Below are 19,412 nucleotides of genomic sequence, written 5' to 3'. Positions count from 1 at the left end.
GCGCCCGGTGTCGCCGGTCCATGCGTGGCCGGGTGAACCTTAAGCGCGGTCAAGTTGTGTTAAGCTGGGTAAAATCCCGCCGCCCGCGCGCGTTTGTGCCTTATGGGTGACCGGCGTGAATGACGGACGGAGTGCAATGAACAAGGTCCTCCTCATCGACGACGATGTCGAGTTGACGACGCTGCTGCAGGAATACCTGGTCGAAGAAGGGTATGACGTCGCGACAGGCACGGACGGCGGCACGGCGATTGCCGCCGCCGCGCGCAACGCGGCGGACCTGATCGTGCTCGATATCATGATGCCCCGAATGAACGGGATCGAGGTCCTGCAAAGGATCAGGAAGCTGAGCCAGGTTCCCGTGCTGATGCTGACGGCGAGAGGCGATGACATCGACCGGATATCCGGCCTGAACCTCGGTGCCGACGATTATGTGACGAAACCCTGTTCGCCTGGAGAACTCGCGGCCAGGGTGCGCGCCATCCTTCGTCGTGCGAACCAGCCTGCCGCCGGCGCGGCCGCCGAAACGCTGAGGGCCGGACAACTGGTGGTTCATCCAGGCAACAGAACCGCCGAATGGAACGGACGGCCGCTGGAGCTTACCGGCACGGAGTTCAGCCTGCTCGAAGTTCTCGCCCGCAATGCCGGCCAGTTGATATCGAAGCAAGACATCTCGAAACGGGCTTTTGGAAAGCCGCTGACCCCGTTCGATCGCCGCATCGACGTCCATATCAGCAGCGTGCGTCAGAAGCTCGGCCTCGGGGAAGATGGACAGTCGCGGATAAAGTCTGTCCGCGGCCAAGGCTATCAACTTCTTTTGGACTGACATGCCCCGACTGTTCAAGAAGTTCTTCGTGATAACCTGGCTGACGCTTGCCGGGTCCGTCGCGATCATAATCGCGACGCTCAACTTCTTCGAGACGCTTCCTTCCGCTTCGAAACTGGAACGCCAGAAGCGCGAAGTCGTCCTCGACCTGACCGAGAACCTGCTCGTCAAGGACGGTGAAGACGCCGCTCGGCGCCTTGCCCATGCGAGCGAGGATACGGTACCGGTCGGCCTCACGATCTCCCGGATCGCGGAGACCGGCGCATGTGCCGACAGGAGCACGGCGGAGACAAGAACCGTCCTGAAGGACGGGATTTGCTACCGGATCTCCGTGCCTCGGCAAGGCAATGTCATTCTCGACAAGCTTGGTCCGTTCGTACCGGGGTTCGGTATTCTGATTTCGAGCGCGATATCGGCGGCCGCGCTCGCCCGATATCTCATTCGTCCTGTCGTCCACCTTCGCGACGGCCTGAGCGCGCTTGCCCATGGCCGTTTCGACGTCCGCATCGGGCACAAGATGGCAGGTCGCAAGGATGAGGTCTCCGCACTCGCGCATGACTTCGATTCCAGCGCCGCGCGGCTGCAGGAGCTGCAGGATGCACAGCAGAGACTTTTCCACGACGTATCCCACGAACTGCGCTCCCCGCTGTCACGTTTGCAGGCCGTTGGGGGTGTCCTTCGGCAGAGTCCGGGCAAACTCGATGCCATGCTGGACCGCATGGACCGGGAGGTCGAACGGCTCGATGCGCTGGTTGGCGAAGTGCTCACTCTCGCCAGGCTGACAGCCGGTTCCCGGCTCCCGCTGAAGACACAGACGCTGGACGTGATCGATCTCCTGAACGAAATCCTGGGCGACGCAGCGTTCGAAGCCCAGGCCCGCGAGGTTTCGATCACCGCCAATGTTGACGGCAGCTTCCTTGCCGAGGTCGAAGGCGAGCTGATCTACCGGGCGCTGGAAAACGTCATTCGCAACGCCGTCAAATACACCGCCGAACATTCGCAAGTCACCGTGCAATGCCAGACGACAGGCGACCTCCTCAAGGTGCGCGTCGCGGATCAGGGGCTGGGCGTCGGGCGAGGCGAACTCGAACGGATCTTCCAGCCATTCTCCCGCGGGAACGACGCGGCACCGGGAGGCGGCTACGGGCTTGGCCTTGCGATCGCCAGGCAGGCGATCGAGTGCCATGGCGGGCGGGTATACGCGTCGCTACCGGATGTCGGCGGCCTGGCCATCATGCTGGAGATTCCCCGGCGGCCGGCGATGAGCGGCCCGGCGAACGATCGAGGCTGATCGCAAGTTTTGGTAGTGGGTCAGTTTGAATTACAGCACCATGGCAGGCGGCCTACTCAGCCTCATGCGTTGGCGGGTTGACCGCCGACACATATTTCTCCTCGATCCAGATCGAATGCATGTAGGCGGGTTCTCCAAAGACCTCACCGACCTCCAACTCCAGCAAGTGTGTCCCCGAATCATTCGTGACGCTGATAACCTCAAATTTTCGCCCGACACATCCGAGGAAAAGTTCTTTGGTGCGCATGTAATCGCCCGGAAGATCATCCTTAAGGTCCTCAGGCGCACCAATGACGGTCACTATGCTACCCGCAGAAATCATTAAGCGCCTCCAACGCTGAGAGGTTGGCGCGCCTGTGCTTTGTAGGGCCCGCGCACCGTCGGTTTCTCGGCTTCCTTAGCTTCAACGAGCGCGACAATATCACCAATTTCCGAAAGCCTGTCAGTGACGCCAGCGGCCATAGCTGGGGGAACGCGCAGCGTCTTATGGATGCGGACGAAGTTGTAATACACTGACCCACTACCCAAGTTTTACCCAACTTTACACTGCCTTTACGGCCATTAACGCCGGCATCGCTAAAGCTGGACCGTGATCCCGGTTCTTCAAATGCGAGAGAATGGACTGATGTCGGCGACCGATGCGGTGTTCCAGCAGGGCAAGAGGATGCGGTTCCTCTGGCTGGCCGTCCCATTGCTTTTGATGCCAATCCTGTTGTCGCAGAGCGCTTGGCCGCCGGAGACACTTCCCCGCCAAGGCATGGAATTCATGGGTTGCGCCTTTATCCTCCTATGTATCGCCGGGCGGTGCTGGGCATCGCTGTATATAGGCGGACACAAGAATCGAGACCTCATTACGAACGGCCCTTATCGATACACCCGCAACCCGCTGTACTTCTTTTCTTCCCTGGGGCTTGCCGGCATCGGCCTGACTTTTGGGTCGATCGCTATCGCGGCCTTCTACTTTTTGTTCGGGTATCTGGTCTTCGCTTATGTCTGCGCCCGCGAATCGATCGCTCTGGACGGGCTTTTCGGCGATGCTTACCGGGAATATTGCCGCGAGGTTCCCGCCTTCTTCCCCCGCCTCGGACGAAGCGCCGGCGACGCCGCAGATCAGCTGCCCATGACGTTCAACCCAGCTGCGCTGAAGCGTACTGCAATCGACAGTTCTTGCTTTCTCCTGGCAATCCCCGCGTCCGAACTCATCGAGACGTTGCGATTTGCAAGACTCCTCAAGCCTATGTTGCCCCTTTTTTGATAGCGGCTGCCCGCCCGTTGAGACGGTTTCGAACCTGCGTGCGGTTGCAGGGCCGCGCGATCACGCTGGCGCTTCCTCGGCAGCCGGCGATGTATGCGCCGGCTAAAGATCGAGGCTGATGGCAAGTTTTACCGAACTTTACACTGCCTTTACCGCCATTAACGCTGGGGCCGGTAAAGCCTGAACCCATGATCCCCGGTTCAGGCGATTTTGACAATGATCGTTAAGCTTCGTCGACTTGAAATGCGGCCGCGGGCAGCGCTCAGCGTGGCCCTGTTCTCATGGTTGTCCGCCTGCACAAATGTGCCCTTGCCGGAGGGCACGTCCCTCGATTCCTCCGCCGGAATGCGCCCATCGGGCGGCACCCTCACGCATGCAAAATTGCGCGTGGATTCGGCACCGGTGCTCGCCGCGCAGACGGTGCGCATCGTACCGACCTCTACGCAGGTCGGCAGCCGTGGCTTTGATACCAACGACCTGACGCTGGTGACCAACGCGATCGACCGGGCACTCTGCACCGACCTTGCCGACCGCTTCAAGGTCGTGGCCGCGAGCCAGCCGGCGGACCTCACCGTCCAAGCGACGGTCACCAACATCGTTGCGACGAACCGTACGGCAGCGGCGGGTTCAGTCGTTGCGTCGCTCGGCGGCGCGGCGGCGGGGCTCGGGGTTCCAATCCCGCGCCTTCCGATCGGCCTCGGCGGCCTGGCGATCGAGGCCGAGGCGATCGACAAGGAAGGCTCGCAAAGGGCAGCCATGCTCTGGTCGCGCGGTGCCAACATGATCACGACAAAGCCTCGGGTGTCCGCTGTCGGGGATGCGTACGCCCTCTCTTCGGCCTTCGCCGCGGACTTCGCCCGCATGGTGGTCACGGGCAAGGACCCATTCAAGGGAATGCCGGCGATACCATCCATGCAAAGACTGCGCGCTTCGCTGGGCGGCAATCCGAAATACGACGCCTGCAAGGCGTTCGGGAGGGCTCCCGGCATTTCGGGGCTCGTCGCCGCCCGATTTGGCTTGCCGCCCACCTGGACCGACAAGGGCGCTGTAGTCTCCCACTAGCGACGGAGAGCACATGTCGCGAGAATCGGCCATTACGGGTCTCGACCGTAGCCGCGCAGACACCGTGCCGCGCGACAGAATCTGCTCACCACCCGGTTGCGGCCTCGTCCTCAGCGGTTATTGAGGGGCCGTAATCAGACGTCGGTTTAGGCTCGATTGGCTAAGATATTCCAAAAGGACTTCGCTTCAGGACTGTCGCGGAGGCCATGGTCAATCAATGGTCACTGGCAGGTCTATGGGTCCCAAGAGGCCGCTCTGAACCGTCTCAGTTCGTCACAATCTTTGCTGCGAACGCGACCGCGAGCCGCCCAAATCGTCAGCCAAATTTCCGGCATCGCGATGGTGGGCAAGGCCCTTATGCTGGTCGCCGAGCAGTTGTTTGGCCGATTGGAGCCAGAACGCTGAGTTTCCCCGCGGCACTGACCTCCGGTCCTGCGTAGGTGGCGAAAGCGCCGGCCTCGTACGGTCGCTCACCTTCATCGGGCCCGACACGTCCAAGCCGATTGGGCGCTCCTGCCGGAACTGTCAGCCGTCACGATCGTTTCATTCATTTGCGGGGCCAGGCTTGGAAAGCTAAAGAGAGGAGGACGAAAATTGACTGTCATCCTCATCGGTGCGTTACTCATCATCGCTGGCATTGTCTACATGGCAGGCGCGGCACTCTCATACGGTCGGCTCAGCAATTTGGCACCGCACGGCACTCCAGCCGACCGGTCGGCCTCAAGGCTGGCAACGCCTGGCCCAACTCTTGAGCCGCGCCGGCGTGGGCTCGGGTTTCTCGGCTTCTCGCGCAACTGGCCAGGGCTGCTAATGATAGCGGTCGGCATCGTTCTAATGTTGTCCGGCGCAGTGCCTTAGGCGCGGGAGCTAGGCGGCCTTTCGTGTACGGTTAGGACCAGCTATGACGCGACCTTGCGGTTCACGCCCTGCGGAAGCGCATTCCAAGAGCTCTGGTCCCTCAAACAGTGAATGGTCCGGCCTGCGATCCCCGCCGCGATCGTGTTCGTGGCCGATCCGGACAGCGCGCCGCAGACCGCGCAGGACCAGTTGAGCAATCTCTGTCGGCTGACCGCGGCCGCAGCCGCCGCGGCCATGGTGATCGCACGCGGCGAAGGGCTTCAGGTGGTCGCGGATGAGCTTGAAATCAGCCCGGGCACGGCCCGCACCCAGCTGCAGCACCTATCCGAAAAGACGGAGACGCGGCGACAGGCGGAGTTGGTGCGCCTTATCGCGGCCTGTGGACTTTACGACCGACAATAGCCGGAGCGCAGACCTTGCGTGACCTCTGGGTCGCGCTCAAGTCGGTGAAGCGGCCGGCCGATACCGGCCGGCAACGATACGACGAAAGAGCCACAGGATGACCGGGCAAACCAGGAGCGCGACGGCGCCGAAGTCGAGCGCGGCGCTCGCGGAGCCGACCGATGTGGAGAGCTTTCCTCCGATCGCCGGTCCGGCCAGCATGCCGGCGTAGTAGACCGTGTAGAATAATCCCATTCCGATCGGCCGCGTTTTCTGCTCGAGCACGCGCGCGGGCAGGCTCATGATCGCACCAGCCGGCAAGCCGCAGAAGATTCCAAGAGCGACGACGATGGGAAGCACGGCGCCGCTTCGCGACAGGAGAAGTGTCAGTAGCGCGAAGGCAATGCAGCCTGTGACGACGATGGTCTCTCCGCGTTTGGTCCGATCGGCGAGGAAGCCGCCGAACGGAACCGAAAGCACGGCGAGCCAGAGCACGATACTGATGGTTGGTCCGGCGGCCGCACTGGACCAGCCTCGCTTGACAAGCATCGACGGCCCGAAACTGAAGATCATCGCAAAGCCGATATTGTAGAGGCACCAGATCAAGCCGGCGGCAATCACCGCGCAGACCGTGCCGGCGGTCAGGTTGCCGCGCTCTGCTTTGACCGCGACGGGCGCATCTGGCGCGCGATAGACCAAAGTCACGAGGCAGAGACCGATCAGGATCAACCCCGCGACGGCAAGGTTGACGGCATGGAGCCCGAATGTCGCTCCGATTGCTGGCAACAGCATCAGCGAGATTGCGATGCCAGCCGGCCACGAGTTGATGAAAACGGCCATCGCGGTGGCGATTTCCCGACCGGCAAACCAGTCTGCGACCATCTTGGTCATCAGAACGTTCAGGAGAACACCGCCGATGCCCGCTGTCAGTCGGCCCGCGATCTGCGCGCTCCATGACGGTGACGCGGTCATCAGCAGTTCGCCGGCCAGCATCATCACCAGTCCGGCGAGGACCGTCACCTTGTCGCCATAGCGGCGGCCGATCGCGCCGCCAGGCAAGGCCAGCATGGCGCCCGGCGCAAAATAGAGTCCGATCAGAACACCGATATCGGCCAGACTCGCGCCGAGAGCCTGGCTGAGCTGTGGCGCGACGGCGGCGACGCTCTGAAACTGAAAAGCGATGGCGGCACGAGCGACGAACAGGACGGCAAGAATCGTCCAGCGGCTTCGCACCTGGATTTCGCCCAATGCCATAGACTATGCCGTCGGCTTGATATTCTGGTTGAGACGGAAGAAATTGGTCGGATCGTATTTGTCCTTGAGCGCGACAAGGCGTGCGTAATTTTCACCATAGGCGTCACGCACCCGGTCCTCGCCCTCGTCACCGAGATTGTTGGCATAGACACCGCCGGTCGAATAGGGCCTGAGGGCGCTCCACAGCTCGCGCGCCCAACCCATGTTCGCGTCGTCATCGGCCGGATCGTTCCAGATCGCGATCGGAAAGCAGTCGAAGGCCGCATCGCGATTGGCGTAGGGTGAATCCGCTATCGGAACCCGTGCGATTGCCCCGCCGACGTGCTGGAAAACCAGCAAAGACGAGGTGTTGGGAGCTCGCGCATAGGCGTCGAGCAGCGCATCAATCGCGCCTATGCTGATCTGGCGCAGGAATTGCGCCTTCCAATAGTAGCGGCGGCCGCGCGGAAACAGGGCATCGCCGCCCGACTGAATCTCAAGATAAGGGACAGTTGCCAGGCGTGTCTCGACGGGCGAGCCGAACTTGACGATCGGTGAAAGGGCAAGCTCGCCGTCATGTTGCGAACCGACATAGCTGCCGGCGATGCTGAAGAACCGGTCGCCCGACGGCAGCGTTACGAGAGCTGCATCGACGTTTACCTCATCGGCAGCGTTTCGGGCGAATTCATCATAGAACTGCATGGCGCCACGCGCCTGATCGTAAGGATGAAGCGCCGACGCGACAAGCAGTGAAGTGCCGATCGCATGCAACTGGTATTCAAACGCCGTCACGATGCCAAAATTGCCGCCGCCGCCCCTCAAGCCCCAAAACAGGTCCGGGTGTTCGGTCGCGCTGGCCCTCAGGATCTGTCCCTCGGCGGTCACCACTTCGGCGGCAATCAGATTGTCGCAGGTCAGCCCGTATTTTCGCCCGAGCTTGCCGAAGCCGCCGCCAAGCGTGAGCCCGGCGATACCGGTATCGCTGTTGACGCCCATGGTGGTCGCCAGTCCGTGCGCCTGCGTGGCACGATCGAATTCGCCCAGATCGAGGCCGGCCTCCGCGCGCGCGGTTCGACGGACCGGATCGACATCGATGCGTTTCATCCGCGACAGGTCGATGACCATGCCGCCGTCACAGACCGAGAGGCCAGCGACATTGTGGCCTCCGCTGCGGACGGCTACCGGGAGCGCGCTGGATCTCGCGAACGTCACAGCCTCAACCACATCCTGGGCATCGGCGCAGTAGGCAATCATGGCCGGCTTTTTATCGATGGCGCCATTCCAGACCTTACGCGCCTCGTCGTAACCGGCGTTCCCCTCGAGGATCACATTGCCCTTGAGCCGTGGCCGTGGGGTGGGCCGAGGTCCGGGGCGCGATTTGCCTATCAGGCCGTCATATGGCTGTCGCTGCTCCATCCGATCTGCTCCTCGCCGCAAATGCCCATGCCATCATCTCATGGAGTGCCAAACCATTTCAAAATCGAAGAATTCAGGTGCTGGATGAGAAAATCTCATCTACGCTGATGGAATGAGGAAGCTTCCACCGCTTCGCGCGCTCCATGCCTTCGAGGCCGCAGCCCGGCATCACAGCTTCGGGACCGCCGCGAAGGAGCTCGGCGTGACGCCGACGGCAATCAGCCACCAGATCCGACAGTTGGAAGAGGCCTGCGGTGTCAAGCTGTTCCAACGCCGCCCGCGGCCGTTGCTCCTAACGAGCGCGGGCGCTCGTCTCTATCCGGCCTTGCGCAATGGCTTCGACGCGTTGGCCTCGGCGGTGGCGCTATTGATCGAAGAGGATGTACAAGCGCCGCTGCGCGTGACGAGCCCGAACGCGTTCGCCAGCAAATGGCTGGTTCCGCAACTGCCGAAATGGCGTGAAGCAAACCCCGCCGTCCCTTTGGAGATCATCGGCACGGACACTGTCCTCGATCTGAGGGCGGGCGCCGCGGACGTCGCAATCCGCTATGCGCGAAAGCCGCCGCTCGATTTTGTGGCACACGAGGTGTTTCGGGACGTATACATTCCCGTTTGCAGCCCACATCTGCTGGAGCGCCATGGCCCGATCACGCGGGCTGCGGATCTCCTGCGTCTTCCTTTGATCCACTATGACTGGATGAACCGCGATCCGGAAGCGCCGACCTGGCGGCAATGGCTGGCGGTTGCACGGTCGATCGATCCCGATTTCACCCCCCTCGAAAAGGTCTGGGACCTGAGTTTCCGCGAGGAGCTCCATGCGATCGATGCCGTTGTCGGCGGACAGGGCGTTGCGATCTGCAGTGACGTGGTCGTGAGCAATGAATTGAGAAACGGACTGCTGGTGAAGGCGCATCCGCTCTCCCTGCCCGGCTACGGATTTTATCTCGTCTCCATGGCCCACAGTCCGCGGATGCCGGCCATCGCGGCCTTCTCGATGTGGCTGAGGGCGCTCAGTTGAAGACGGAAAACCGGCGACTGGCGACGTTGCGGCCCTGATCGATCTCACGGTCTTGTCGTCAAAGTCGAGAGCTGAGCCGTGTCATAGCGGTTTCGCAGATCGGCGAGCGCCTTTGGGTCCGGCGCACCCTGCGCAGCGAGTTTCGCGAGTTCTTCGAAATAGTGCTCATGCCCGGGCGGAGAGACTGTCATCAGCACGCGGGCCGGTTTCTCGCTGACATTCGTGATGTTGTGTGGCACGCATGGCGGGATGAACAGATAGGTTCCGGGCGTTGCGCGGATCGTTTTGTCGCCGACATGCCACTCACACTCGCCCTCAAGCAGGTAGAAGGTCTCCTCCTGCACCCGGTGAACATGCCGCCCGGTGGCGAACCCCGCCGGGATCGTCCAGTCGAACATGCTCGTGTGCTTGGTATGTTCGCCGGTGACGAGGAAGACCATAGGATGACCACGCAGCATGACTCCGTTCTTCTCTTCGGGCATGCGAATGACGGCATCGGCGCTCATGTGATCCTCCATCGACCATGTGCTGACTTCTGCAGGCACGTGCGTAAGATCGGTGCTCCGTGCCGGGAAGTCGTGAATCCGTTCCTAAAAATCTGCTAAAAGCGTTGAATGACAATCGGAGGCGACATCTACCGGTTCGGCCCGTTCCGCCTCGACCCGGCGGCGGGCATTCTCTACCGAGGGACCGAGCCGACCATGCTTGGGCGGCGCGCCGTCGCGCTGCTGCGCCAACTGCTCGAAAACGCGGGCGTACCGGTGTCAAAGGACGCGCTGGTCGAGGCCGGCTGGGGCGGATTGGCGGTTGCCGACAACAATCTGACGGTTCAGATCGCAGCCTTGCGCCGGGTGCTGGCGCATGCGGCGGATGCGGAGAGCTGGATCGAAACGTTGCCGCGGCGCGGCTATCGCTATGTCGGACCGGCCGTTACGGCCAATGATCCTGCCCCTGCCGGGTCGGCACTGACATTGCCCGACAAGCCATCCGTCGCGGTTCTGCCGTTCTCGAACCTGAGCGGCGATCCAGAGCAGAACTACTTCGCCGAAGGGATGGTCGACGACATCATCACGGGCCTCGCACGCATTAAGTGGCTGTTCGTCATCGCGCGAAACTCGACCTTCGCCTACAAGGGTCGTGCCGTGGACGTGAAGCAGGTCGGTCGCGAACTTGGCGTGCGCTACGTGCTCGAAGGCAGCGTGCGAAAGGCGGGCTGCAACGTGCGTGTGACCGGCCAGATGATCGATGCATCGACCGGCGCTCATGTGTGGGCCGAACGCTACGACCGCAGCTCCGACGATATCTTCGCGCTTCAGGATGAGATCGCGCTGTCGGCCGTTGGCGCAATTGCACCAAGCATACGGCGTGCCGAAATCGACAGGGTGAAGCGCAAGCGTCCCGACAGTCTCGATGCCTACGATCTCGTGCTCCGGGCCCAGCTCGATGTCGATTCCGGCATGCCTGAGCAGATCACGCGAGCGCTTGTGTTGCTCGAACGTGCGATCGAACTCGATCCCGCCTACGCGTTGGCGCACGGCAGCGCAGCGATGTGCCACCATTGCCTGTTCCTCCGCGCCGGCTTGCAGGAAGCCAACCGTGCCGCTTCGATCCGCCACGCCCGTTCCGCGATTCTCCACGGACAGGACGATGCGTCGGCGCTGACGCTGGCGGGGTTTTCCATTGGCATGGATGGGCACGACCGCGGCGCTGCTTTCACCGCGCTGGAAGCCGCACTCGCCATCAGTCCATCGTCGGCACTGACCTACATCCTTGGCAGCGTCATTCTCGGGTGGGCCGGCGACGCCGAACGGGCCATCGAATGGAGCGAGCGCGGCATGCGGCTCAGCCCGTTCGATCCATGGGCCTTCGCCGCGTTCGACGCGCAGGCGATGAGCCATCTGCTGCGCGGCCGCTATGAGGAATCCTGCCGTGCGGCCTACAAGTCAGTTCAGGCCAATCCCGCGCACAGCATCACTTATGTGCAATTGGCCGCGGCACTCGTGAAACTCGGACGGCTGGAAGAAGCAAAGGCAGCCGCCGCGAGGGTGCTCGAACTGCATCCAGCATTCCGCTATGGCCGCCAGTTCGCCGGGGTGAATTGTGCCCCGGCGCTTGCGGCAACTCTTGGCGATGCGCTGCGGACCGCCGGGCTCCCGGAGTAGCGTGCTGCTGCGCTTTTCGCCTTCCGCCATTTCCCGATCTCGGCTCGGGCGAGGTTCCGGCGCCTATCGGCGGGAAATTGTGGCGTCGCGCGGTGGCAGTGGATGAAATGGCGCGCCCGAAGAGATTCGAACTCCTGACCCCCAGATTCGTAGTCTGGTGCTCTATCCAGCTGAGCTACGGGCGCGCATCAGGCCATGTTTTCAACGGCCCCACGATCCGATCCCAGGGACCGGCCGCGAATGTGTGCAGTTCCCTAACGACTGAATTTGGGAAAAGCAAGCCGATCCGGCAAAAGTTTTGTCGTGGGCGTGTCATCCGGTGACGAAGGCCCCGATCCCAGGGCTTTGAAGCTGCCGCGAAGCCGGTCTCGCTCAGGCCGAGAGGGGAAAGGTCTCGGGCGAAGCTCATCGAAAGCGTCAGGCTCGAAGGGCAGAAGCCTCGGGAAAACAGCGCCGAGGCCGTCACGCCGGGCGGCGCAGGCTGCCGCGGGCCTGATCGAGCCGCACCGGCTGGTCGGGAATGGTGACGGCGAAAGTGGTGCGCCCGCCGATCGATTCGACCAGTTCCACCGTGCCGCCATGCGCCCGGATCAGTTCGTGAGCGATCGCCAGGCCAAGGCCGGTGCCGCCGCTGCGCGCCGAGCCGCGGAACGCCGCGAACAGGTTTTCGCGCGCCTTCGGCGGCAGGCCGGGGCCGGTATCGGTGACGGCGATGCGGCTGACGCTGCCCATGCGCTCGGCCGATACGGCGAGCCGCCGCACCACGGCGCTCTCCGTGTCGGCCGCCATCGCCTGCACCGAGTTGCGGCACAGATTGGTGAGCACCCTGAAAAGCTGGTCGGAATCGGCGTCCACCTCGAAAGCCGCCTCGACGGCGTTGATGAACTCGATGCCTTCCTCGATGTCGAGCAGGCCGTGCACGTCCTCGACCAGCTGGCGCAGCCGCACCCGGCGGCGCGAAGGCGGCGGCTCCTGCGTGCGGCCATAGTGCAGCACGCCTTCCGAATAGGAGACGGCCCGGTCCAGCGCGCGCAAGAGCTTCGGCGCGAAGGCCTGCACGGTTGGGTCCCTGACCTGGCGCAGGCGGTCCGATATCAGCTGCGCCGAGGCCAGGATGTTGCGCATGTCGTGGTTGATCTTCGACACCGCCAGGCCGAGATCGGCAAGGTGTTTCTGCTCCGAAAGCATCTTCTGCAGCCGCTCCTGCATCTGCGACAGCTCGCGTTCGGCAACGCCGATCTCATCGGAGCGGGCGGCGGGACGGATGATGCGCCCGGGGTCGTCGGGCGCTTCGGAGAAGGACAGCATCGAGCGCGTCATGGTGCGGATCGGCCCGATCATGATCAGGTCGATCGCGGCATAGACCAGCATGGCGGTGAACAGCGAGATCAGCAGCGAGACGAAGGCGACGTTGCGCGAATAGATGAGCATGGCCTTACGCAGCGAGTAGTCCGGCATGATCAGCTCGAATTCCTTGTCGCTGTCGCCGACCGGACCGAAGACCCGCAGCATCCGGTCGCCGCCGAAGAACAGCGTATCGAGCGCGCCGGTCATGCCCTTGATCATGCCGACGCTGGCGAGGTCGATATGCTCGTCGACCTGCGGCGGCATGTCCGCCACCACCAGAAGCCGCGAGACGCCGCCGTCGCGCACCGCGATCGCCTTGGCGCCGATCGCCATCAGCACGTCATTCTGCGCCGTGCGCGACAGCGAGGTCGACTCGCCCTGCACAAGCACGATCGACACGGCCGCCGCCGTGCTCAGCCGTTCCTTGAGCCAGCTCAGCCGGTAGCTGGCGATCCAGGGCAGGAAGATGAGCACTTCGGCCAGAAGCACGAAAACGATCGTCAGCAGCAGCAGTTTCGTCGACAGGCCGCGCGACAGGGGTACCGTGCGGACGGCGGCGGGCGCCGTTCCGTTCACTTCCCCCGCCTGGCTGGTTTCGCTCATGCGATCCTGTCTTCACAATCACTTGATCGGCCAAGATTAGGCGATTACGGCATTTTTGCCAATTTCATCCTTTGGCCGGAACATTAAATTACCGTCATGAAGCCTGCGTCCACGCCGCGCCGACGCCGGATTGACTTCCAAAACCCTTCTTTCTATAAGCCCGCTCACGCTCGGGCCATTCGTCCCGGCGCGGTTTCGATCGCGCCAAAGCCGGCCCGGCAAAGCTCCTGTTACAGAGTGACAGAATCAAGAAGGGCCGCACCCCGCGGTATTAAAACAAATGAAGCGTACCTACCAACCGTCCAAACTCGTCCGCAAACGCCGGCACGGTTTCCGTGCCCGCATGGCCACCAAGGGTGGTCGTGGCGTCGTCGCAGCTCGCCGCAACCGCGGCCGCAAGCGGCTCAGCGCCTAAGCGAGACGATATCGTTGCCCGCAACCGGCAAGCCAGTGGGGCAAAATCCCAAGCGGCTTCTGAAACGCGCGGAATTCCTGGCCGTCCGTCGTGGTGAAAAGCGACGCGGACGGTTTTTCCTCGTCGAGGTCCTCGACCGCGGCGATGGCGGGGTGCCGCGCGTCGGCTACACCGTCACCAAGAAGGTCGGCAACGCTGTTGTGCGCAACCGCGTCAGGCGGCGGCTTAAAGAGGCCGTCCGCGTCCATGCCGCAGATGACATGGTGCCCGGCAATGATTATGTCATCGTCGGGCGCGATGATGCGCTGCGCGCCCCCTTCGGCCAGTTGAAGGCCGAACTCTCCCGCCGACTTCGCGGAACACGATAGGCCAAGGGCTCTCGATGGAAAACAACCGGAACTTCTTCATCACCATCGCGCTGTCGGTGCTGATCCTGACTTTGTGGCAGGTTTTCTACATGAACCCGCGCGTCGAGCAGCAGCGCGAGGCCGCCAAGATCGAGCAGCAGCGGGTGGAAGAGCAGAAGAAGGCGGCCGAGGCCGCCAATCCGGGTGCTGGAACACCGGCTCCGGCGCCGGGCACCATTCCCAACGCGCCCGGCGGTGACACCGTCACCGCGGCCGGCCGCGATCAGGCGCTGGCCGCTTCCAAGCGCGTCAAGATCGACACGCCGAGCCTCGAGGGCTCGATCAACCTGACCGGCGCCCGCCTCGACGACCTCAAGCTCAAGCACTACACCGAGACCGTCGACAAGAATTCGCCCGAGATCGAACTGCTCAACCCGCAGGCGCTGCCTACCGGCTATTTCGCCGAGATCGGCTTCGTCGGCAACGACAAGACCGGCACGGTGCCGGGTGCCGAAACGGTGTGGAATGTCGACGGCAATCCGACGCTGAGCCCGTCGACGCCGGTGACGCTCACCTACACCAATGACAAGGGCCTGACCTTCAAGCGCACCTTCTCCGTCGACGCCAACTACATGTTCACGGTCACCGACACGGTGCAGAATTCCGGCACCAGCGCGGTTTCGCTGTTCAACTACGGCCGCGTTACCCGCTACGACAAACCGGCCGTCGCCAGCACCTATGTGCTGCATGAAGGCCTGATCGGCTTCACCGGCACCGAAGGCCTGCAGGAACACAAATACGCGTCCATCGAGAAGGACAAGCAATACCAACCGGGCAAGTCGAGCGACGGCTGGCTCGGCATCACCGACAAATATTGGGCCGTCACGCTTGTGCCGACAGAGAAGCAGCCGTTCCAGCCGCGCTATGCCTATTTCGAGGATGGCCGCCACCGCTATCAGTCCGACTTCCTGACCGACGCGATCAATGTCGAGGCCGGCCAGTCGGCGACCGTCGAGACCGAGGTCTTCGCCGGCGCCAAGGAAGTCGCCAAGATCAACGCCTATGCCGAAGAGCGCCACATCAAGCGGTTCGACCTTCTGATCGACTGGGGTTGGTTCCACTTCATCACCAAGCCGATGTTCTGGCTGATCGACACGCTCTACAAATTCCTCGGCAATTTCGGCCTGGCGATCCTCGCCACCACCGTCATCGTCAAGGCCATCTTCTTTCCGCTCGCCAACAAGTCCTACGCGTCGATGGCGAACATGAAGAAGGTGCAGCCCAAGATGCTGGAGATCCGCGAGAAATACGCGGACGACAAGATGAAGCAGCAGCAGGCGATGATGGAGCTGTACAAGACCGAGAAGATCAATCCGCTTGCCGGTTGCTGGCCGGTGGCGCTGCAGATCCCGGTCTTCTTCTCGCTGTACAAGGTGCTCTACATCACCATCGAGATGCGCCATGCGCCGTTCTTCGGCTGGATCCAGGATCTGGCGGCGCCCGACCCGACGTCGATCTTCAACCTGTTCGGCCTGGTCCCGGTCACGCTGCCGCACATGCTGATGATCGGTGTCTGGCCGCTGATCATGGGCGTCACCATGTTCCTGCAGATGCGCATGAACCCGACGCCGCCGGATCCGACGCAGGCCGCGATCTTCACCTGGATGCCTGTTATCTTCACCTTCATGATGGCGGGCTTCCCGGCCGGCCTCGTCATCTACTGGGCCTGGAACAACACGCTGTCGATCCTCCAGCAGGGTGTGATCATGAAGCGCCAGGGCGCCAAGATCGAGCTATGGGACAATCTGATGGCACTGTTCAAAAAGAAACCGTCGCCGGCGGAATAAAAGCTCCCCTCTCTCTAAAAGCCCGGTTCGTCCGGGCTTTTTCTTTGGGCGGACATTCGTTCACGTTCCCGTGATCGGCGAAACTGCAAGCGGTCGCGGAGCGTGACTGCGTGTGCATTTCCAAAGGCTATCAATTCCGATCAGCCCTCACCCGGAGGAAGACCACATGCGCTTGCCGTCGTTCAGGATCATCGCCGTTTCCGCTCTCGTCGCCGGCGTGGCGATTGCCGCCCCAGCCTACGCCAAGAACCCTGTTGTCGGCGGGGCGCCGATGTACACCACCAAGAACATCGTCGAGAACGCCGTCAATTCGAAGGACCACACCACGCTCGTCGCCGCCGTCAAGGCTGCCGGCCTGGTCGACACGCTGCAGGGCGCCGGCCCGTTCACCGTCTTCGCGCCGACCAATGAGGCCTTCGCGGCACTTCCGGCCGGCACGGTCGATACGCTGCTCAAGCCCGAGAGCAAGGACAAGCTCACCAAGGTGCTGACCGCGCATGTCGTGGCCGGCAAGATTTCAGGCGCCGAGATGATGAAGCAGGCCAAGGCGATGGGCGGCAAATACGAGATGAAGACCGTCTCGGGCGACACGCTGACCGCCGAGGTCAAGAAGGGCAAGCTCTACATCGTGGACGAGTCCGGCGGCGAGGCGAAGGTGACCATCGCCGACGTCAACCAGTCGAACGGCGTCATCCATGTCGTCAACAAGGTGCTGTTGCCGAAGTAGCGGCTTCCGGCGAAAGGGGGCAGTGGCAGGTCGTTGGGGCTTTCTTGGCCTGCCATCCCCGCCTCATGACGAGGTGCCAAGTTTCTTGGGGAAGTCGTTATCGGCGAGGCCGGGGTCCTGTAGTCACTCACAGGGCCCCGGTTTCTTTTTGCGTACCTTGAAGACGCTGGTCTTCAGCGATCGAACATCAACCGTTTCCGGCGCATCATTCCATCACGGCACGATGGTCGAGCTTGGCCGGCGTGCCTGGCTTGCGCAGCAAGAGCGGCAACACTTGAGCCTGGCACGCACGGAAGACTCGCTCCCCGGCCGATTGGTGCTATAGGGCGGATCACGTTATTTTGACCAGGCGCCTCCGGCAGCGGATGCGTCTGTCTGCCAATTCCCGGACGAACCGACATGGACGGACCCAACCCCAACATCAAGCACCCGATCCCGATGCACACCCGCGTCGGCTTCCTGAAGCCGCTGGTGACGGAGCCGAACATCGAGATCGGCGACTTCACCTATTATGACGACCCGGACGGACCGGACAAATTCGCGCAGAAATGCGTGCTGCACCACTATCCCTTCATCGGCGACAAGCTCATCATCGGCAAGTTCTGCGCCATTGCCGAAGGCGCGCGCTTCATCATGAACGGCGCCAACCACGCAATGTCCGGCTTTTCCACCTATCCGTTCAACATTTTCGGCCATGGCTGGGAACAGGGTTTTGACCCGGCGACATGGTCGAAGGAGGTGCGCGGCGACACGGTGGTCGGCAGCGATGTCTGGATCGGCATGGAGGCGGTGATCCTGCCCGGCGTGGAAATCGGCCATGGCGCCATCATCGCCGCCAAATCGGTTGTGACGCACGATGTGCCGCCCTATGCCATTGTCGCCGGCAATGCCGCCAAGGTGGTGAAGATGCGTTTCGACGACAGGACGATCAGGCGTTTGCTGGCACTGGCATGGTGGCATTGGCCGGTGGACAAGATCGGCCGCAACCTTGATGCCATCAGGGGCGCCAACATCTCTCTTCTGGAGGCAGCAGCTTGAACGCTCTGAACAGCACTGTGATCACCACCGACCTGTTCACGCGCGGGTGGATCTTCATCCGCGGCGTGCCGGCCATGAAGTTCCTGCCGCCGGAAGGGCCGCCGGAAATCGCCTTTGCCGGCCGCTCCAATGTCGGCAAATCGTCGCTGATCAACGCGCTGGTCAACCAGAAAGGGCTGGCGCGCACCTCCAACACGCCGGGGCGCACGCAGGAATTGAATTATTTCGTGCCGGACGGATTTTCGGGCGAGGGCGCCGACCTGCCGCCGATGGCACTGGTCGACATGCCGGGCTACGGCTACGCCACCGCGCCCAAGGAGAAGGTCGACGAGTGGACCAAGTTGGTCTTCGACTATCTCAAGGGCCGGGTGACGCTGAAGCGGGTCTATGTGCTGATCGATGCCCGCCACGGCATCAAGGCCAAGGACGACGAGGTGCTGTCGCTGCTCGACAAGGCGGCGGTGTCCTACCAGATCGTGCTGACCAAGACCGACAAGATCAAGGTCGCCGGCGTACCGCGGCTGATCGAGGAGACGCTGCAAAAGATCAAGAAACGGCCGGCGGCGTTTCCGTTCGTCCTGGCGACGTCATCGGAAAAGGGCGAGGGGCTGGAGGAATTGCAGGCCGCGATCGTGCTTGCCGCCAATGGCGGCTAGGGCAATTCCAGGAAAAGTGCGAGCGGTTTTCCCTTGGGAATTGCGTCAAAACAGTGAGTCAGAGCGGTTCGCCGTTTCCATGAAACGGTGAAACGCTCTAGGCCTTTGCCTCCAGCGCTATCATCTGGTGGCTTTCTTCCTCGGCGAGCCGTTCGGTGCCGTAGTTCTTCAGGAACATGCCGACGCCCGACCTGACGATGTGGTCGATCTCTTCGTCGCTCGGAGCCTTGGTGCGGTAGGCGAAGATGCACTGCCGGAAGAGGCCGGCCAGGCACAGTTCGGTGAACTGGTAGGCGGCAAGATCGACATCGTCGATCTTGAGCAGGCCGCGTTCGATGGCGGCATTGAGAAACGCCACCACCTTGTCATGGCCGCGTTTGGGGCCGCGTTCGTAGAACCGCGCGCCCATGTCGGGTATCCTGTCGGAGGCGCCGATCACCGTGCGCTGCGCCTGGATGACCTTGGCCGAGGTGATCTTCATCGACAGCACCGTGCCGAACTTCACCAGCGTCTGGCGCAGATCGTCGGCGCGGTCGAGCATGTCGTACATGTTCTTGAAGATGGTGCCGCGCTCTTCTTCGATCAGCGCCTCGAACAGCTCTTCCTTGTTGGCGAAGTAGACATAGATGGTGCCCTTCGACACGCCCGCTTCGCGCGTGATGTCGTTCATCGAGGCGGCCTCGAAGCCCTTGTCTATGAAGACACGGCGGGCGCCATCGATGATCTGGCTGCGCTTGACCGGGTCCTGTCCGGCCGCCGGCCTGCCACGGCGCAGGCTCTCCAGCAGATCGCCGCATTTGTCGTTTTCGACGTCGGGCGTTGTCTCGGCCATAAAAGTCACACCTCGAAAATAATTCGAACCAACCGGTTCGATTGCCTCTTGATATGGTCCTCTTTTCACGCTATGTCAACGGCCGGATCGAACCGAACGGT

General features: G+C 62.4%; 20 protein-coding genes, 1 tRNA gene and 1 pseudogene. 14 read left to right on the top strand and 8 right to left on the bottom strand.

Annotation, left to right across the window (positions count from 1 at the left end; genetic code table 11):
• Positions 1–136: 136 nt before the first annotated feature.
• Both CK227_RS13485 and CK227_RS13480 read left to right on the top strand, forming a co-directional pair.
• Positions 137–823: a response regulator transcription factor gene (locus CK227_RS13485; RefSeq protein WP_095773287.1), complete on the top strand. Its 687-nt coding sequence runs from the start codon at positions 137–139 to the stop codon at positions 821–823.
• Position 824: 1 nt separating this feature from the next.
• Positions 825–2,114, top strand: a complete 1,290-nt coding sequence (locus CK227_RS13480; protein WP_095773286.1) for a HAMP domain-containing sensor histidine kinase — start codon at positions 825–827, stop codon at positions 2,112–2,114.
• Between the two features lie 52 nt (positions 2,115–2,166).
• Here CK227_RS13480 and CK227_RS13475 read toward each other — a convergent pair whose 3' ends face one another.
• Positions 2,167–2,436, bottom strand: coding sequence for a hypothetical protein (locus tag CK227_RS13475; protein WP_095773285.1), 270 nt, complete (start codon positions 2,434–2,436; stop codon positions 2,167–2,169).
• Positions 2,436–2,630: pseudogene (locus CK227_RS37240) on the bottom strand (hypothetical protein); the annotation flags it as partial. The pseudogene CK227_RS37240 and the gene CK227_RS13475, both read right to left, overlap by 1 nt.
• A 109-nt stretch (positions 2,631–2,739) precedes the next feature.
• Between CK227_RS37240 and CK227_RS13470 the strand changes: the two are divergent.
• The 4 genes from CK227_RS13470 to CK227_RS13450 all read left to right on the top strand — a co-directional run bounded on the left by CK227_RS13470 (position 2,740) and on the right by CK227_RS13450 (position 5,691).
• On the top strand, positions 2,740–3,369 hold the full coding sequence (locus CK227_RS13470) for an isoprenylcysteine carboxylmethyltransferase family protein (protein ID WP_179296444.1): 630 nt from the start codon (positions 2,740–2,742) through the stop codon (positions 3,367–3,369).
• Between the two features lie 216 nt (positions 3,370–3,585).
• Positions 3,586–4,431: a DUF3313 domain-containing protein gene (locus CK227_RS13465; RefSeq protein WP_095773283.1), complete on the top strand. Its 846-nt coding sequence runs from the start codon at positions 3,586–3,588 to the stop codon at positions 4,429–4,431.
• 594 nt (positions 4,432–5,025) lie between these two features.
• Positions 5,026–5,289, top strand: a complete 264-nt coding sequence (locus CK227_RS37235; protein ID WP_095773282.1) for a hypothetical protein — start codon at positions 5,026–5,028, stop codon at positions 5,287–5,289.
• 111 nt (positions 5,290–5,400) lie between these two features.
• Positions 5,401–5,691, top strand: coding sequence for a helix-turn-helix transcriptional regulator (locus CK227_RS13450; protein ID WP_095773281.1), 291 nt, complete (start codon positions 5,401–5,403; stop codon positions 5,689–5,691).
• Between the two features lie 36 nt (positions 5,692–5,727).
• Here CK227_RS13450 and CK227_RS13445 read toward each other — a convergent pair whose 3' ends face one another.
• Complete coding sequence (locus CK227_RS13445; RefSeq protein WP_245318141.1) at positions 5,728–6,924, bottom strand: MFS transporter; 1,197 nt, start codon at positions 6,922–6,924, stop codon at positions 5,728–5,730.
• Positions 6,925–6,927: 3 nt separating this feature from the next.
• Positions 6,928–8,319 (bottom strand): FAD-binding oxidoreductase, encoded by a 1,392-nt coding sequence (locus CK227_RS13440; protein WP_095773280.1) that lies wholly within the window; start codon positions 8,317–8,319, stop codon positions 6,928–6,930.
• Between the two features lie 112 nt (positions 8,320–8,431).
• On the opposite strand from CK227_RS13440, the gene CK227_RS13435 reads away from it, so the two are divergent.
• A complete protein-coding gene (locus tag CK227_RS13435) occupies positions 8,432–9,337 on the top strand; it encodes a LysR substrate-binding domain-containing protein (protein ID WP_095773279.1) in 906 nt (301 codons plus the stop codon).
• Between the two features lie 44 nt (positions 9,338–9,381).
• On the opposite strand, the gene CK227_RS13430 is transcribed toward CK227_RS13435, so the two are convergent.
• Positions 9,382–9,843 carry a cupin domain-containing protein gene (locus CK227_RS13430; protein ID WP_095773440.1) on the bottom strand — a complete coding sequence of 154 codons (462 nt, stop codon included), beginning with the start codon at positions 9,841–9,843 and terminating at the stop codon, positions 9,382–9,384.
• Between the two features lie 108 nt (positions 9,844–9,951).
• On the opposite strand from CK227_RS13430, the gene CK227_RS13425 reads away from it, so the two are divergent.
• Positions 9,952–11,499, top strand: coding sequence for a winged helix-turn-helix domain-containing tetratricopeptide repeat protein (locus CK227_RS13425; protein WP_095773278.1), 1,548 nt, complete (start codon positions 9,952–9,954; stop codon positions 11,497–11,499).
• Between the two features lie 108 nt (positions 11,500–11,607).
• Here the strand turns inward: CK227_RS13425 and CK227_RS13420 are convergent.
• Positions 11,608–11,684 (bottom strand) — tRNA-Arg (locus tag CK227_RS13420).
• A 277-nt stretch (positions 11,685–11,961) separates the two neighbouring features.
• Positions 11,962–13,449, bottom strand: a complete 1,488-nt coding sequence (locus tag CK227_RS13415; protein ID WP_095773277.1) for a HAMP domain-containing sensor histidine kinase — start codon at positions 13,447–13,449, stop codon at positions 11,962–11,964.
• Between the two features lie 280 nt (positions 13,450–13,729).
• Here CK227_RS13415 and rpmH point away from each other — a divergent pair, with 280 nt between their 5' ends.
• The 6 genes from rpmH (at position 13,730) to yihA (ending at position 18,479) form a co-directional block, all read left to right on the top strand.
• Positions 13,730–13,864, top strand: a complete 135-nt coding sequence (gene rpmH, locus CK227_RS13410) for a 50S ribosomal protein L34 (RefSeq protein ID WP_008833937.1) — start codon at positions 13,730–13,732, stop codon at positions 13,862–13,864.
• Between the two features lie 14 nt (positions 13,865–13,878).
• Positions 13,879–14,232 carry a ribonuclease P protein component gene (gene rnpA, locus CK227_RS13405; RefSeq protein WP_027040889.1) on the top strand — a complete coding sequence of 118 codons (354 nt, stop codon included), beginning with the start codon at positions 13,879–13,881 and terminating at the stop codon, positions 14,230–14,232.
• Positions 14,233–14,246: 14 nt separating this feature from the next.
• On the top strand, positions 14,247–16,058 hold the full coding sequence (gene yidC / locus CK227_RS13400; protein ID WP_095773276.1) for a membrane protein insertase YidC: 1,812 nt from the start codon (positions 14,247–14,249) through the stop codon (positions 16,056–16,058).
• 166 nt (positions 16,059–16,224) lie between these two features.
• On the top strand, positions 16,225–16,785 hold the full coding sequence (locus tag CK227_RS13395) for a fasciclin domain-containing protein (protein WP_095773275.1): 561 nt from the start codon (positions 16,225–16,227) through the stop codon (positions 16,783–16,785).
• A 399-nt stretch (positions 16,786–17,184) separates the two neighbouring features.
• Positions 17,185–17,823 carry a CatB-related O-acetyltransferase gene (locus CK227_RS13390; RefSeq protein ID WP_095773274.1) on the top strand — a complete coding sequence of 213 codons (639 nt, stop codon included), beginning with the start codon at positions 17,185–17,187 and terminating at the stop codon, positions 17,821–17,823.
• Positions 17,820–18,479: a ribosome biogenesis GTP-binding protein YihA/YsxC gene (gene yihA / locus CK227_RS13385; RefSeq protein WP_019862432.1), complete on the top strand. Its 660-nt coding sequence runs from the start codon at positions 17,820–17,822 to the stop codon at positions 18,477–18,479. Before CK227_RS13390 ends, yihA begins: the two co-directional genes overlap by 4 nt.
• 97 nt (positions 18,480–18,576) lie before the next feature.
• Here the strand turns inward: yihA and CK227_RS13380 are convergent, their stop codons facing one another.
• Positions 18,577–19,311 carry a TetR/AcrR family transcriptional regulator gene (locus CK227_RS13380; RefSeq protein ID WP_095773273.1) on the bottom strand — a complete coding sequence of 245 codons (735 nt, stop codon included), beginning with the start codon at positions 19,309–19,311 and terminating at the stop codon, positions 18,577–18,579.
• Between the last annotated feature and the right edge of the window lie 101 nt (positions 19,312–19,412).

Source organism: Mesorhizobium sp. WSM4308 (genome assembly GCF_002294905.1).
In the GTDB taxonomy this organism is placed as follows: domain Bacteria; phylum Pseudomonadota; class Alphaproteobacteria; order Rhizobiales; family Rhizobiaceae; genus Mesorhizobium.
This window is presented reverse-complemented; position numbering and strand designations above follow the sequence as displayed.

Excerpts from the sequence above, each read along its gene's own strand:
- CK227_RS13425 (WP_095773278.1), top strand. The coding sequence starts at position 9,952 with ATGACAATCGGAGGCGACATCTACCGGTTCGGCCCGTTCCGCCTCGAC.
- yidC (WP_095773276.1), top strand. The coding sequence starts at position 14,247 with ATGGAAAACAACCGGAACTTCTTCATCACCATCGCGCTGTCGGTGCTG.
- CK227_RS13440 (WP_095773280.1), bottom strand. The coding sequence starts at position 8,319 with ATGGAGCAGCGACAGCCATATGACGGCCTGATAGGCAAATCGCGCCCC.
- CK227_RS13450 (WP_095773281.1), top strand. The coding sequence starts at position 5,401 with ATGGTCCGGCCTGCGATCCCCGCCGCGATCGTGTTCGTGGCCGATCCG.
- CK227_RS13435 (WP_095773279.1), top strand. The coding sequence starts at position 8,432 with ATGAGGAAGCTTCCACCGCTTCGCGCGCTCCATGCCTTCGAGGCCGCA.
- CK227_RS13430 (WP_095773440.1), bottom strand. The coding sequence starts at position 9,843 with ATGAGCGCCGATGCCGTCATTCGCATGCCCGAAGAGAAGAACGGAGTC.
- CK227_RS13475 (WP_095773285.1), bottom strand. The coding sequence starts at position 2,436 with ATGATTTCTGCGGGTAGCATAGTGACCGTCATTGGTGCGCCTGAGGAC.
- CK227_RS13480 (WP_095773286.1), top strand. The coding sequence starts at position 825 with ATGCCCCGACTGTTCAAGAAGTTCTTCGTGATAACCTGGCTGACGCTT.
- CK227_RS13470 (WP_179296444.1), top strand. The coding sequence starts at position 2,740 with ATGTCGGCGACCGATGCGGTGTTCCAGCAGGGCAAGAGGATGCGGTTC.
- CK227_RS13395 (WP_095773275.1), top strand. The coding sequence starts at position 16,225 with ATGCGCTTGCCGTCGTTCAGGATCATCGCCGTTTCCGCTCTCGTCGCC.
- CK227_RS13445 (WP_245318141.1), bottom strand. The coding sequence starts at position 6,924 with ATGGCATTGGGCGAAATCCAGGTGCGAAGCCGCTGGACGATTCTTGCC.
- CK227_RS13485 (WP_095773287.1), top strand. The coding sequence starts at position 137 with ATGAACAAGGTCCTCCTCATCGACGACGATGTCGAGTTGACGACGCTG.
- CK227_RS13380 (WP_095773273.1), bottom strand. The coding sequence starts at position 19,311 with ATGGCCGAGACAACGCCCGACGTCGAAAACGACAAATGCGGCGATCTG.
- CK227_RS13390 (WP_095773274.1), top strand. The coding sequence starts at position 17,185 with ATGGACGGACCCAACCCCAACATCAAGCACCCGATCCCGATGCACACC.
- rpmH (WP_008833937.1), top strand. The coding sequence starts at position 13,730 with ATGAAGCGTACCTACCAACCGTCCAAACTCGTCCGCAAACGCCGGCAC.
- CK227_RS13465 (WP_095773283.1), top strand. The coding sequence starts at position 3,586 with ATGATCGTTAAGCTTCGTCGACTTGAAATGCGGCCGCGGGCAGCGCTC.
- CK227_RS13415 (WP_095773277.1), bottom strand. The coding sequence starts at position 13,449 with ATGAGCGAAACCAGCCAGGCGGGGGAAGTGAACGGAACGGCGCCCGCC.